Source organism: Nocardioides immobilis, from assembly GCF_003515065.1.
GTDB lineage: Bacteria > Actinomycetota > Actinomycetes > Propionibacteriales > Nocardioidaceae > Nocardioides > Nocardioides immobilis.
In genome coordinates this window covers 18,240-31,084 of record NZ_QXGH01000039.1, presented here as the reverse complement: position 1 = coordinate 31,084, position 12,845 = coordinate 18,240, and the positions used below count along the sequence as shown (strand labels likewise).

The 12,845-nt window shown below is 69.9% G+C and carries 16 protein-coding genes; 10 read left to right on the top strand and 6 right to left on the bottom strand.

Annotation, left to right across the window (positions count from 1 at the left end):
* Window positions 1-9 precede the first annotated feature (9 nt).
* Complete coding sequence (locus D0Z08_RS27510) at window positions 10-519, top strand: hypothetical protein (protein ID WP_118928491.1); 510 nt, start codon at window positions 10-12, stop codon at window positions 517-519.
* Between the two features lie 15 nt (window positions 520-534).
* Window positions 535-786, top strand: a complete 252-nt coding sequence (locus tag D0Z08_RS27505) for a hypothetical protein (protein WP_118928490.1) — start codon at window positions 535-537, stop codon at window positions 784-786.
* A gap of 38 nt (window positions 787-824) precedes the next feature.
* Here the strand turns inward: D0Z08_RS27505 and D0Z08_RS27500 are convergent, their stop codons facing one another.
* On the bottom strand, window positions 825-1,277 hold the full coding sequence (locus D0Z08_RS27500) for a nitroreductase family deazaflavin-dependent oxidoreductase (RefSeq protein ID WP_118928489.1): 453 nt from the start codon (window positions 1,275-1,277) through the stop codon (window positions 825-827).
* A 9-nt stretch (window positions 1,278-1,286) separates the two neighbouring features.
* Between D0Z08_RS27500 and D0Z08_RS27495 the strand changes: the two genes are divergently transcribed.
* The 8 genes from D0Z08_RS27495 (at window position 1,287) to D0Z08_RS27460 (ending at window position 8,307) form a co-directional block, all read left to right on the top strand.
* The gene (locus tag D0Z08_RS27495; protein ID WP_118928488.1) at window positions 1,287-1,604 is read left to right on the top strand and encodes a hypothetical protein; all 318 of its coding nucleotides are present in this window, start codon (window positions 1,287-1,289) and stop codon (window positions 1,602-1,604) included.
* 107 nt (window positions 1,605-1,711) lie between these two features.
* A complete protein-coding gene (locus D0Z08_RS27490) occupies window positions 1,712-2,185 on the top strand; it encodes a GNAT family N-acetyltransferase (RefSeq protein WP_118928487.1) in 474 nt (157 codons plus the stop codon).
* 9 nt (window positions 2,186-2,194) lie between these two features.
* The gene (locus D0Z08_RS27485) at window positions 2,195-2,683 is read left to right on the top strand and encodes a hypothetical protein (protein WP_118928486.1); all 489 of its coding nucleotides are present in this window, start codon (window positions 2,195-2,197) and stop codon (window positions 2,681-2,683) included.
* A gap of 114 nt (window positions 2,684-2,797) precedes the next feature.
* Window positions 2,798-3,565: a GAF and ANTAR domain-containing protein gene (locus tag D0Z08_RS27480; RefSeq protein ID WP_118928485.1), complete on the top strand. Its 768-nt coding sequence runs from the start codon at window positions 2,798-2,800 to the stop codon at window positions 3,563-3,565.
* A 23-nt stretch (window positions 3,566-3,588) separates the two neighbouring features.
* Window positions 3,589-4,317: a GAF and ANTAR domain-containing protein gene (locus D0Z08_RS27475; protein WP_220454396.1), complete on the top strand. Its 729-nt coding sequence runs from the start codon at window positions 3,589-3,591 to the stop codon at window positions 4,315-4,317.
* Window positions 4,318-4,440: 123 nt separating this feature from the next.
* Window positions 4,441-5,478, top strand: coding sequence for a fatty acid desaturase family protein (locus D0Z08_RS27470; RefSeq protein WP_118928484.1), 1,038 nt, complete (start codon window positions 4,441-4,443; stop codon window positions 5,476-5,478).
* 34 nt (window positions 5,479-5,512) lie between these two features.
* Window positions 5,513-7,297 carry a DUF429 domain-containing protein gene (locus D0Z08_RS27465; RefSeq protein WP_118928483.1) on the top strand — a complete coding sequence of 595 codons (1,785 nt, stop codon included), beginning with the start codon at window positions 5,513-5,515 and terminating at the stop codon, window positions 7,295-7,297.
* 56 nt (window positions 7,298-7,353) lie between these two features.
* Window positions 7,354-8,307 carry a hypothetical protein gene (locus D0Z08_RS27460; protein ID WP_118928482.1) on the top strand — a complete coding sequence of 318 codons (954 nt, stop codon included), beginning with the start codon at window positions 7,354-7,356 and terminating at the stop codon, window positions 8,305-8,307.
* An 18-nt stretch (window positions 8,308-8,325) separates the two neighbouring features.
* Here D0Z08_RS27460 and serA read toward each other — a convergent pair whose 3' ends face one another.
* The 5 genes from serA to D0Z08_RS27435 form a co-directional block, all read right to left on the bottom strand.
* A complete protein-coding gene (gene serA / locus D0Z08_RS27455; RefSeq protein ID WP_118928481.1) occupies window positions 8,326-9,519 on the bottom strand; it encodes a phosphoglycerate dehydrogenase in 1,194 nt (397 codons plus the stop codon).
* Between the two features lie 50 nt (window positions 9,520-9,569).
* Complete coding sequence (locus D0Z08_RS27450) at window positions 9,570-9,926, bottom strand: cupin domain-containing protein (protein WP_118928480.1); 357 nt, start codon at window positions 9,924-9,926, stop codon at window positions 9,570-9,572.
* 72 nt (window positions 9,927-9,998) lie between these two features.
* Entirely contained in the window at window positions 9,999-11,006 is a 1,008-nt protein-coding gene (locus D0Z08_RS27445; RefSeq protein ID WP_118928532.1) for a 5'-3' exonuclease H3TH domain-containing protein, read from the bottom strand.
* A gap of 49 nt (window positions 11,007-11,055) precedes the next feature.
* Window positions 11,056-11,307 carry a hypothetical protein gene (locus D0Z08_RS27440; protein ID WP_118928479.1) on the bottom strand — a complete coding sequence of 84 codons (252 nt, stop codon included), beginning with the start codon at window positions 11,305-11,307 and terminating at the stop codon, window positions 11,056-11,058.
* 132 nt (window positions 11,308-11,439) lie between these two features.
* Entirely contained in the window at window positions 11,440-12,765 is a 1,326-nt protein-coding gene (locus D0Z08_RS27435) for a DUF2252 domain-containing protein (protein ID WP_118928478.1), read from the bottom strand.
* Window positions 12,766-12,845 lie beyond the last annotated feature (80 nt).

The following is a 12,845-nucleotide window of genomic DNA, read 5'->3' as shown; positions in this document are numbered from 1 at the left end:
TCGCCACCGATGCACGTGGTGTCCGGCGGCACCACGACGGTGCCGACCAACGCGACCACCATCCGGATGACGGTGACCGCGAGGGGCGCAGCGGCCGGGACGTTGAGCTTCTTCCCGGCGGGCAACCCGGACGGTAGCAGCGGGCAGACGGTGAGCTGGTCCGCGGGCGGCACCGCAACCGAGGTCATCACCACCGATATCGGCCAGAAGAACCAGGTGGCGTTCAAGAACACGAGCACCAAGGCCGCCATCGTGACGGCGACCATCACCGGCTACTCCACCGAGGTGGAGGTCGACGACATCAGCGAGAGTGGCGGCACTGCAGGCCAGGTGCTGACCAACACAGGCACCGCCGCTGCGTGGCAGGACCCGCAGCTGCCGTCGGCGTACCACGCACGGAACCCGTCCTACGTCCCGCTGTCGGGCGGCGCGGCCACTGTGGTCAGCCTCGCCCTCCCGGCAGGTCGGTATCAGGTCGAGGCGATCACGTCGGGGTACGGCGGCGGGTCTGCCGGCTAGTTCTACTGCCATCTCGTGTCGCCGAATGGCGCTGCGGTCTCGACGCGCTTCGGCAACGTCGACGCGACCGGCTTCAACACGACGATGATGCTGAACGGGCTCGTGCAGACCACCGGCGGGACGGTCGCGCTGAGGTGCGCGCTGCTCTCCGGGCTGACCCAGCTCTACGAGAGCACCATCCTGGCGACCAGGGTCGGCGCGACGAGCGGGCCCATCGTCTCGAATGCCACGACACCGCGCCGCGTTCCGTCCCAGCCCGGACGCTGAGGCCCGCCGTCAGTGGGCACTCGTGGTGCTCGCCCTGCTCAGCGCGGGGTGAGCACCACGATCGGCAGCGGCCGCTCCGTGCGGGTGCGGTACTTCGCGAAGGTGCCGCGGTTGGCCTTGTTGCACAGGGCGAACAGGCGCTCGTAGTCCGGGTCGTCGGTCCGTACGACGCCCGCGGTGGCCGGCGTGCGTCGTACTCCCACCTGGAACTCGACCTCCGGGTCCGCCTCCAGGTTGAGGACCCACGCCGGGTCGCGCCGCGCGCCGCCGTTGGAGCCGACCACCAGGTGCCGGCCCCCGTCGACCGCGTAGACGAGCGCCGTCGTCCGGGTCTGCCCGGTCTTGCGACCGGTCGTCCGCAGCAGGAGCGTCGGCATCCCGGCCAGCAGTCGGTGGCCGAGCACGCCCCGTGACTTCTCGTAGATCGCCTGGTGCACGTCGAGGGTCTTGAGGAAGACGTCGCGCTGGCTGGGAAGGGTGGGGAGCTTCATGGTCCGAGCATGGCAGTACGGTCCGAGGCCATGCGCGAGATCTATCGGGGCGAGACGCTCGTGGTGCGGGCCGGGTACGACGACGCCGGCCGGCTCGCGATCGACGGCGAGGACCGCGGTGGGCACCCGATGTTCGAGGAGTACGAGTACTACATCCGGATCGAGCAGGAGTACTTCGCCGCCGTACGCGCGGCGCTCAACGGCGCCGCCGGCACGGACCTGGTCGGGCTGCTGGAGGACCGCGCGAGCGAGCTCGTCCGCCGCGGCGAGACGGCGTGGCTGAAGGCGCACGGGATCCCGTACGACTTCCACACCTGGACCCATTGACCGGCCGTTGCGCCGCCGCGACACGCCCGGCAAGGCTTTGTGACAAGGCCCACGAACGGCGGGTTCGATTGGCCAGCCCACGTCCGGCCGACGTAACGTCGTCAGGGATGAGCCCAGTCGAGAACACGACCATCCGCCCCATCGAGCGCGACGACATCGACACGATCGTCGACCTGAACCAGGACGCCCTGGAGGGCGTCGGGCCCCTGGACTACGAGTCCGCCGCCCTGCTGGTCAAGCAGGCCGACCAGGCCCTCGTCCTGGACGACGGCGGCGACGTCGCCGGGTTCGTGATCACCCTCCCGACCGGCGCCACCTACGACTCGTCGCGCTACGAGTGGTTCGAGGACCGGCTCGACGAGTACGTCTACCTCGACCGGATCGTGGTCGCCGAGACGCACCGGCGCCAGGGCGTCGCCTCGCGGCTGTACGACGCCATCGAGTCCGACCTCCCCGTCGCCCTCGAGGTCTACGACACCAACGTGCCGTCGCTGGAGTTCCACCGTCGTCGTGGCTACCAGCCGATCGGGCAGCTACGGCATGCCGGCAAGACCAACCTGATGCTGGTCAAGGCGGGCTAACCTCGTCGGATGGCTGACGGGACGGGTGACCCCCACGTGCTCGCTCCCGGAACGGCGCCCACGCCGTTCACAGCCGCGCAGATCCGCGACGGCGCGCGCGCCGGCAAGGAGATCCGGGTCCGGGTCGAGGCCGCGGGGGAGACGCCGTACTTCCGGGTCAACCGGTACCTCGAGTGTGACGAGGCAGGCGCCGTCCTCGAGCGGTTCCACCTCGCGCTCGACGGCTCGCCGATCGGCGACCCCGAGCTGGACCCCGTGGCCTGGCTGGACCTGCAGGGACACGCCTCCTTCCCCGTCGACGCGACGACGATCGAACCGGAGCGGATCGAGACCCCGCTCGGTGAGCTCGACTGCCTGCGCTACACCGTGCGCGAAGGTGCGACCGAGAACGTCTTCTGGTTCGCCACGGACCTGCCGGGCATGCCTGTCCGGTTCGTGACGCGGATCGACGGAGAGGTCGCGCTGACCGTGTCGATGGTGGCCAACGTCAACCCGTGACCGCGAGCGATGCCACGGTTCCCCTGCGCTCGCGGTTCCTGCCCGACAAGAGGGTGTAGTTTCGGGAGAGAGGGCGCGACGTCGTCCTCGGACTGTCGGCAGTGAGGAGCTCCCGTGGCCGACGCAGGGGGCGGAGCAGCCGATTCCAACGGCTATCCGGACCCGCTCGCGATGATCGCGGCGATCCACCCGTCCAGCGAGCTGGACGGGATTGCGCAGTCGCTCGAGCGGCTCTGTCGGGCAGCCGTCGACCACCTCGGGATGCTGGGTGCCGTCGTGCGGCTGCTTCCGCAGGGCGGGTCGGCTGGTCTGGTCGTCGCGGCTGAAGGTCCGGGCGGTCGCCTGGGTGACATCGAGTTCGACGTCGGAGAAGGACCGGGGACGACGTCGTACACCGCGAGCCGTCCCGTGCTGGTCTCGAACCTGGCGGGGCCCGACGGGAACGACTGGCCCGGGTTCCAGGCGGCGGCGACCGAGCAGGGGGTGGCGGCGGTGTTCGCCTTCCCGCTGCACCTCGGTGCCGTCTCGTTCGGCACGTTGGAGCTGTTCGCCGGCCGTCCCGGGACGTTGACCCGGGTGCAGATCTGGCTCGCCCGGGCGTTGGCCGAGATCGGAGTGGAGATGCTGCTCGACGGTGACGCGACGAACTCCGACGGAAGTCTGTCGCGCGGCTTCACCCGGGTGGTCGAGCATCGTGCCGAGGTCGCGCAGGCGCAGGGGATGGTCATGGTGGATCTGGACGTCAGCCTGGGTGAGGCGATGGCGCGTCTCCGGGCGCACGCGTTCGCGCGGGGACTCTCGCTGGGGGACCTGGCGCACAGTGTGATCGACGGTTACGTCCTTCCGTCAGATGATGGGCCCACAAGGGGCATGGAGAAGTAGATGAAGTTGGGGAAGTGGATGCCGTGATCAGCACCAACAGAATGGCCGACCTGCTCATCGACGTGGCCGACACCCTCGTCAGCGATTTCGACATCATCGACTTCCTGCACAACCTCGCCGTTCATGCCTCCGAGCTCACCGGGTCACCGGCGGTCGGCCTGCTCCTCAGCGACCTCTCGGGCGGCCTGGACCAGGTGGCTGCGTCGAGCGAGGACGCCCAGACCTTGGAGCTGCTCCAGCTGCAGCACTCCGAGGGGCCGTGCGTCGAGTGCTATCGCACCGGTCGGGCCGTCATCGAGGAGGATCTCGCTGGCGCTCAGGAGCGATGGCCGAACTTCGCCCCCCGAGCCGTCGCGGCCGGCATCAGCAAGGTCCATGCCTTTCCGATGCGCCTCCGCGACGACGTCATCGGTGCGCTGAACGTGTTCGGTCGGCCGGGTGACGTGATGGGTCCGGACGACGTCCGGCTCGTGCAGTCCCTCGCCGACTTCGCAACGATCGCGATCCTCCAGGAGCGTGCCCTCTCCCGCGCCGAGTCGCTCTCGGAGCAGCTGCAGTTCGCCCTGAACAGCCGGATCGTGATCGAGCAGGCCAAGGGAGCCGTCGCCCGTTCGCTCGGGATCGGCGTCGACGAGGCGTTCGACATCCTCCGCTCCCACGCGCGCAGGACCCAGCAGCGACTGACGGAGCTGGCCCGCGCCGTGGTCATCGACCGCGACGTCATGGAGACCCTGCGCCCCGCGCAGAGCTGACCTGCGCTCGAGGGGGCCGCGTCGTCGTACCGGTGCTTCCGTCGCTCCGGACAGCGGCGTACGCTCGAAAGCTCAGGCCTCCCCAGACCCCGGCGGCGTCGACAGCGATCTGCCGGAGCGTCCATGACTGTCACCGGGCCCCTGAGCCCACCCGTCCCAAGCGACGCCATCGGGAGCGGCTACAGCGAGCTGGTCCGAGAGGTCCGCGGCCTCGGTCTCCTTCGACCTCGCCGGTTCTACTACGTGGTTCTCGCGACCCTCAACCTGGTCGGCCTCGCGCTCGTCGTGGCCGGCTTGTTCGTGCTCCACGACTCGTGGTGGGCCATCCTGCTGGCCCCCATGTTCGCGGTCGTCTCGACGCAGATGGCCTTCTTCTCGCACGACGTCGCCCACCGCCAGGTCACGCACCGGGGCGGGATCCGAGCGGCGCTGTGCCTGGTGCACGGCAACCTGGCCAACGGCCTGAGCTACGGGTGGTGGGTCGCCAAGCACAACGCGCACCATGCTCATCCCAACGACCTCGAGACCGACCCCGACGTCGCGGTCGGCGCGTTCGTGTGGGACGCGAGCCAGGCCGGAGAACGGCGGGGTGTCGGCTCCTGGCTGGCGCGTCACCAGGCTGCGCTGTTCTTCCCGATGCTGACCCTCGAGGCCTTCAACCTCCGGGTCTCGAGCTTCCAGGCCGTCCTCCGGCCCGGGATCCGCTACCGGAAGACCGAGGGCGTGCTGCTGCTCGCCCATGTCGTCCTCTACCTCGCGCTGCTGATCAGCACCTTGACCTGGGCCCAGGGCCTGGTGTTCCTCTTCGTCCACCAGGCGCTGTTCGGCCTGTACCTCGGCTGCTCGTTCGCGCCGTCGCACAAGGGGATGCCGGTGCTGACGGCGGAGCAGGACGCCGACCCGCTGCTGCGGCAGGTGCTGGCCTCGCGCAACATCCGCGGTGGGCACCTGCTCGACCTGGCGCTCGGTGGCCTCAACCTGCAGATCGAGCACCACCTCTTCCCGAGCATGCCTCGACCCAACCTCCGGCGGGCCCGCCCGGTGATCGAGGCGCACTGCCGGGCGCGCGGGATCCCGTACGCCGAGACGACCCTCCTCGCGTCGTACGGGCTGGCGTTGCGGCACCTGCACCAGGTCGGCGCCCCCCTTCGCGCTGAATGACCCGACGCAGGCGGAGTAGGGCAGGCTTCGACCCATGTACTTCGTCGGTGTCGACCTCGCCTGGGGTGAACGGAAGCCCACCGGCCTTGCCGTCGTGGACGGGCACGGGCATCTCGTGCACGTGTCGGCCGCCAAGACCGACGACGAGATCGTCGCGGCGCTGACGCCGTACGTCGAGGACGACTGCCTGGTCGCGATCGACGCGCCGCTCATCGTCACCAACGCCAGCGGCAACCGGCCGGCCGAAGCCGAGCTGAACAAGGACTTCGCCCGCTTCGATGCCGGCGCGCACCCCTCCAACACGGCAAAGCGGGAGTTCCGGGACCAGCCGCGCGGTGCCCGCATCGCCGCTCGGCTCGGGCTCGACATGAATCCCCGCTCCGGGCGGGCGCGCCGGGCGATCGAGGTGTACCCGCACCCGGCGACCATCGCCCTGTTCCGACTGGGGCGGATCCTGAAGTACAAGAACAAGAGCGGACGCGACCGCGAGCAGCTGCGTGCGGAGCTGCTCGTCCTGCTCGGTCTGCTCGAAGGGCTCGCCAGCGCTGACCCGCCGCTCCTGGTCGACGGTCGACCGGGTGCCGACCCGCAGCCGCCGGCGTGGCGGACACTGCGAAAGGCCGTCGAGACGGCAGGACGCAAGACCGAGCTGCGGGTGGTCGAGGACCAGGTCGACGCGGTCCTGTGCGCCTACATCGCTCTCTACGCGACCCGCAGACCGGAGGACACCACGACGTACGGCGACTTCGAGACCGGCTACATCGTCACCCCGACCCTACCGGCCGACCTGGCCGCCACACCCCGGGGCCGAACGAACGCGTCGGACGTCCGCGACCCCGGCACCGCTGTGCGCGAGTACGCCGAGATCCATCCCGAGCTGCGGCTCGCGGCCGACCAGTTCGTGCGGCTCGCGACCACGATCCTCGACGAGGCGGGCATCAACTACCTGAGCGTGACCGGCCGGGCGAAGTCCGTGGCCTCGTTCGCGGCCAAGGCGGCTCGCACCGTCGACGGCCGGCCCGTGTTCACCGATCCGCTCCGCGAGATCACCGACGTGATCGGGATCCGGGTGATCACCTACGTCCACAGCGACGTCCAGGCGGTGGCCGACCTCTTCGAGGACCAGGTCGTCGTCCATGACGACCGCGACCTGGGGCAGGAGACGGCCAGCGAGGGCCGCTTCGGCTACGCCAGTCGCCACCTGCTCGTCGGCCTGGACCCGGTGCGGGAGGGACAGGACACCTACGAGCTGCTGCGGGGGCGCCAGGCGCAGGTGCAGATCCGCACCGTCCTGCAGCACGCGTGGGCGGAGTTCGAGCACGACATCCGCTACAAGGGCACCATTCCCGTCGAGCACGTGCCGGACTTCGACCGCCGGTTCACCCTCGCCGCCGGCCTGCTCGAGCTCGCCGACCGTGAGTTCTCGACGATCCGGGACCGGCTCCGGGAGGGCATGACCGGCCCCGCGGTCGAGGCCGGGGACGACGATCCGCGGATCAGTCCGCGCGAGCTGGCGGCGTTCCTCGCAGGGCAGTACGCCGACGCCGGGTGGTCGCGCACCGACCACTACGCCTGGATCTCCAGCCTGGTGCTCGAGCTCGGCATCACCTCGCTCGGCGAGCTCGGCGACGTGTTGCGCTCGGTGGACGCCGAGACCCTCCAGGATCGGATGGCCTACCGCTACCCGCCGGGCGCCGTACGACGGCTCGACGACGCCTTGCTGTGGGTGTACGGCGACACGTACGTCGACCTGCGCGCCAACGACCACCGGGTGCCGGCGCTGCGGGCGAGGCTCGCCAAGATGCGCGCCACGGGCTGAGCCGGCGCGAGCAGAGTCGGTGGCGCTGCGGTTCGGGTTGTGCGACCGTCGTTCCCGTGAAGCTCGCCCGCTCCGCTGTGTCCCTCGCCGCCGCCGCACTGCTCAGCACCGGCCTCGCCGCCGTCCCCGCTCCGGCGTACGCCGTGACCGACGCAGAGCTCGCCCTGCGCTGGGCGCCGATCCACCACCAGGACACGGACAGCTCCGACTACGACGCCGACTACCTCACGAGGATCAACTTCGACGGCGAGTGGACGATGAACGACAACTGGGAGGCCCAGCCCGCTTCGCTGTCGCGGCTGACCGGCAACGCGTACTACTCGGTCGCGGAGACGTCGACCCACTGGTTCCTGATCTACGCCTTCTACCACCCGCGGGACTGGTCGGAGACCTGCTCGAACCTGAACTGCCACGAGAACGACCTCGAGGGCGTGCTGCTCACCGTGCGCAAGAACGGCACGACCTACGGCAAGCTCGAGGCCGCGATCACGGTCGCGCACTCGGACTTCTACTCCTACGTGCCGGCGGGCTCGTCGTTCGTCTCCGGTCGGGAGACGGTGGACGGCACCCTGCTGACCGAGACGTGGAGCGGCGCCGCGCACCCCTCGACGTTCCAGGAGGCCAAGGGCCACGGCCTCAAGCGCTGGGACGGTGCGGCTCCTCCCGGTGGGGACGGTGTCATCTACCAGCCGACGTCGGCCGCGGCCGGCGAGGTTCCCGCCTCGGGCAACGACCGCACCGTGGCCTACGCACTGACCAGCATCTTCACGACCGGTGGTCTCTGGTCGCACCGCAACGACACGGCCACCTTCGCGTCGTACGGCACGTTCCGCGGCGACAACTACAAGGACAACGCCGCCAACGCCCCGTGGAGGTGGGACGACGGCAACGATGGCAGCGACCTGCAGGCGGGGATCATGGCGACCGACCCGGCGTACCTGGTGCACCAGTACTTCGACGGCACCGGCACGTTCAGCCTGACCTACACCCGCAACCCGTACGGCGGCTGAGCCCGCCCGCCGAGGCGACTACCAGGTGCGCGCCCAGATGCAGTACTCGGCGCCGCGCAGCTGCTCGACGGCCGCGGCGGACAGCGGGTCGGACGTGTCAGCGACGACGTAGCCGAGCTGGTCCTTCGTCGAGAGGTGCTGGTCGATCACGTTGTCGCCCGCGGCGGCGAACGCGGCGTTGAGCTCGGCCAGCACGCCCGGGACGTTGTGGTGGAGGAGGCCGAGTCGGTGGCCGGGCGTCAACGGCTGCGGGAGGACCGCGGGCACGTTGACCGACAACGCCGTGCTCCCTTCGAGGGCGAAGCGCGCGAGCTTCTCGGCCACGAACCAGCCGATCTCCTCCTGCGCCTCCTGCGTCGAGCCGCCGATGTGGGGCGTCAGGATGACGTTGTCGAGCCCGCGCAGCGCCGACTCGAACGGGTCGCCCTGCGCCTTCGGCTCGGCCGGGAAGACGTCGATGGCCGCTCCGGCGATGTGCCCGGACAGGAGATGGTCGCGCAGGGAGTCGTAGTCGACGACCATCCCGCGCGACGCGTTGATGAACATGGACCGCGACTTCATCGCGCCGAACTCCTCGGCACCGAAGAACCCTGCGTTGCCCGGGCGGCCGTCGACGTGCAGGCTCACGACGTCGGACGTGGTGAGCAGCTCCTTCAGCGTCCGCAGGCGGCGGGCGGTCCCGTGCGCGGGTCGGTCCGCGGTGTCGTAGAAGACGACGTCCATCCCGAGCGCCTCGGCGACCGTCGACAGCTGGGTGCCGATGTTGCCGTAGCCGACGATCCCGAGCGTACGGCCGCGCACCTCGTGGCTGCCCTTGGCCGACTTGTCCCACACGCCGTCGTGCATCCGCTGGGTCTTCTCCGGAAGCCGCCGTGCCAGCGCGATGATCTCGGCGATCACGAGCTCCACGACGCTACGCGTGTTGGAGTACGGCGCGTTGAACACCGGGACGCCGCGCGCAGCAGCCGCAGCCAGGTCGACCTGGTTGGTGCCGATGCAGAAGCACCCGATCGCCTCCAGGCCGGCCGCCGACTCCAGGACGCGCTCGGTCACGTTGGTGTTGGACCTGATCCCCACCAGGCTGACGCTGTCGAGTGCCTCGATCAGCTCGTCCTCGGACAACGACCCAGCGCGCAGGTCGACCTGATAGCCACGACCTTCGAGGATCTCGACGGCCGCCGGGTGGATGTTCTCGAGGAGCAGAGCCTTCACGCCGCAACCGTACGGGCAGCGCGCCCCGGCGGGGAAACCCGCCCTCGCGGTCAGGCCGGCTTCGCGTAGGCAGCCACGCCGGTGTCGAGGAGCACGCACGGCTCGTCGCCGACGACCCAGGCGTCGTGACCGGGCTCGGCGACCATCACGTCGCCAGGACCGACGGTCACTTCCTCGCCGTCGTCGAAGCGGATCGTCATCTGCCCGGACACGCAGAAGCCGGTGTGGCGGACCTGGCAGGAGTCGGTCCCTGCGATCGGCTTGACGTCCTCGGACCAGCGCCAGCCCGGCTCGAAGACTCCCCGACCCAGGGTGAAGTCGCCGAGGGTGACGACGTCCATGTGACCGTGGGCCCGGAACGGCCGCGTCTCGTGAGGTGAATCCATGCTCTGCGTCGCTGACGTCATCGTGCTTCCCCTTTCGGACTGCTCGGCTCCCGCCTCCGTTTCGAAGGTACGCCTGATGACGGGGCCCTGTGGTCAGAGTCGCGAGAAGGACGCGGGGTCGGTGTTGCTCAGGACCCGGACCGCGAGGTCGGTGGTCGCCCGGACGTTGAGGAAGCCGACGACCTGCGTGACCCGGGCGATGTCGAGGGGGAGGAGGCCCGGGGTGCCGGGCACGTCAGGGGTGAGGCCGAGGTCGAGGTCGTCGCGGCCGGACATGATGCGGACGTTGAAGTCGTAGCGCTCGCGCGCGTCGGGCGCGGACAGTCGTCGTACGACGGTCGAGCCCATCTTGCGGCCGCCGGTCTCCTCTGCCCAGGAGTCGAGGGCGGCGACGAGCGCGCGTCCCTCGTTGTGGTCGATGTCTGCCCAGACGGTCTGCATGGAGCCGGCGTGCTCGAGGAGCAGGGCAGCGGTCTTCTCGCCGATGCCCGGCACGCCGGGCAGGTTGTCGCTCGCATCGCCGCGCAACGCGGCGTACTCGAGGTAGCGGTCGGCCGCGACGCCGTACATCGCGTGCAGGCGCTTCGGGTTGAGCAGGGGTGAGCCGTGGAGGCCGCCGTCGATCAGGCGGAGCACCTGGGTGTGGTCGCTGATGTGCGCGAACGCGTCACGGTCGGAGGTGATGATGATGCAGTTCCAGTCGTTGCGCTCGGCCCAGGTCGCGCCGGAGGCGTTGACGTCGTCGGCCTCCAAGCCCGGGGGAGTGAGGGTGGCGAAGCCGAGGGCGTCGAGCAGCGCGCCGGCGCGCTCGAGCTGGTCGATCAGCTCGGGGTGCTTCTCCGCCCGGCCGGCCTTGTAGTCGGGATAGAGGTCCCGACGCTCGGACGCCGTCCGGTCGTCCAGGCCGAAGATGACCGCGTCAGGCGCGAAGCTGTCGATCGCCTCGATGATCTGGCGCACCATGCCGTGCAGTGCCCACGCCGGTCGTCCGGACCGGTCCGTGATCCTGGTGTGGGCCCGGGCGTGGTGACTGCGGTGGAGCAGCGAAGGCGCGTCGACGACCAGCAGCAGCTTGCGGTCGGGGGCAGCGGAGGTCGGCATGGCGATCGGCGCCATCGTAGGGCCCCCGCTCCGGCCCGATGGCTGGTGGTCAGGCGTTGGCGGTGAGCGCGGCGACGACCTTCTTCTGGACGTCCTGCGCGAGGCCGAGCAGCTCGTTGGCGGTCGCGGTGACCTGGTCGACGACGTCGCTCGGGTCGGGCACGAGATCGGCCATCCTCTCGAAGCCGGGAGCCTTGTCGCGGACCGCGTCGCGCGCGACGCCGACGACGGCATCGGCTGCGCCCACGGCCTTGGCGACGAAGTCGTGGCCCTTGTTGGTGAGGTCGGAAACGTCTGGCATGGCTGGCTCCTGGTGCTGGATGTGCTGCTACAAGGGCAGCACCTCGCAGCGTGCTAGCTCAAGACAGCGACGGCGTGCTTCCGCTCACAGGCCCGCGAGGTCTTCGTCCGTCGGCCCGTCGAGGGGTGCGTACTACTGGATCGCGGACAGGCCGGCGATCTCACCGGCGCGGAAGGCATCGACGAAGAGCGCGTGGTCGCGGCGGGCGGTGCCGGCGTACGCCATGGCGAACTCGACCAGGTCGTCGACGAAGTCCTGCTCCTGGTCGCCGATGACGGCAAGGATGGCCTCCTCGGTCTGGAACTCGACGAGCTCCTCGTCGCTGTCCTCGTCGGAGGCGCAGTGCACCTTGGCCGTCGCACGTCCGAGGTCCTCGAGCAGAGGTGCCATCTCGTCAGGCTCGGTGATCTCGCTCCAGTCGAGGTCGGCCTCGTACGGAGACAGCTCGGCCACGACGAACCCGGTGCCGTCGATGGTGGTCCAGCCGAGGAACTGGTCGGTGTGCACCTGGAGCGCCCGCTGGCTCACGACCGTGCGGTGGCCGTCGTGCTCGAAGAAGTCGCCGATCCGCTTGTCCGTCACGACCTGGCTCACCGCGGGTCGGTTGCCCTGCTTCATGCTGAGCACGATGTCGTTCTCGAGCGCCTGGTTGTACCCCTCGATGAGCACGTTGTAGGCCGGCAGGCCCGCGCTGCCGATGCCGAACCCGGTGCTCGCGACGACGTCCTTGACGTCGTAGAACACCTGGCGTCCCGACCGCTTCGACTCCGGGATCGTCTCCAGGTAGCGGTCGAACGCGGCCAGCACCATGGAGCGCTCGGACGCGTTGAGGTGCCGGGCGGTGGGTCCGTCGACGAAGCGACGTTGGCGGTCCGCCACCACCGTCATGGACTCCAGCAGCCCGATGCGGGTGAGCGCACGCGCGGCCTGCAGCACGTCGTGCACGGCGCCCTCGGTGTTGTCGAGCCGCAGGGCGAACTCGTCGAGGTCGTCCTCGGTCTCGTCGTACCTCCTGACCTGGTCGACGTAGGCGTGAAGGAAACGCGCGGCGAGGCTGCGTACGTCGTCCTCCGGCAACGCCTTCTGCCAGCCCATCAGGGCGAGGCTCGCGACGAAGCGGCGCAGGTCCCAGGAGAAGTGGCCGAGGTAGGCCTCGTCGAAGTCGTTGACGTCGAAGACGAGGAGGCCCGCGGCGTTCATGTAGGTGCCGAAGTTCTCGGCGTGGAGGTCGCCATGGATCCACACGCGCGACGTCCGGTCGTCGGCCCAGCGGTCCTCGACCTCGGCCATGTCGGCGTAGAACAGGCACGCCGAACCCCGGTAGAACGCGAACGGATCGGCCGCCATCTTGCGGAACTTGGTCCGGAAGCCACGCGGGTCGGTGCGCAGGAGGTCGTCGAACGCCTGGGTGAGTACGTCGATGACCTGCTGCCGCCTCGTCGCCTCATCGCTGCCCATCCCCTCAGCGTAGGCACGACGCCCGCGGCCACCACCCCCCGCGCGACGGCGCGAACGCAGGATTGTCGGCATCTTGGGTC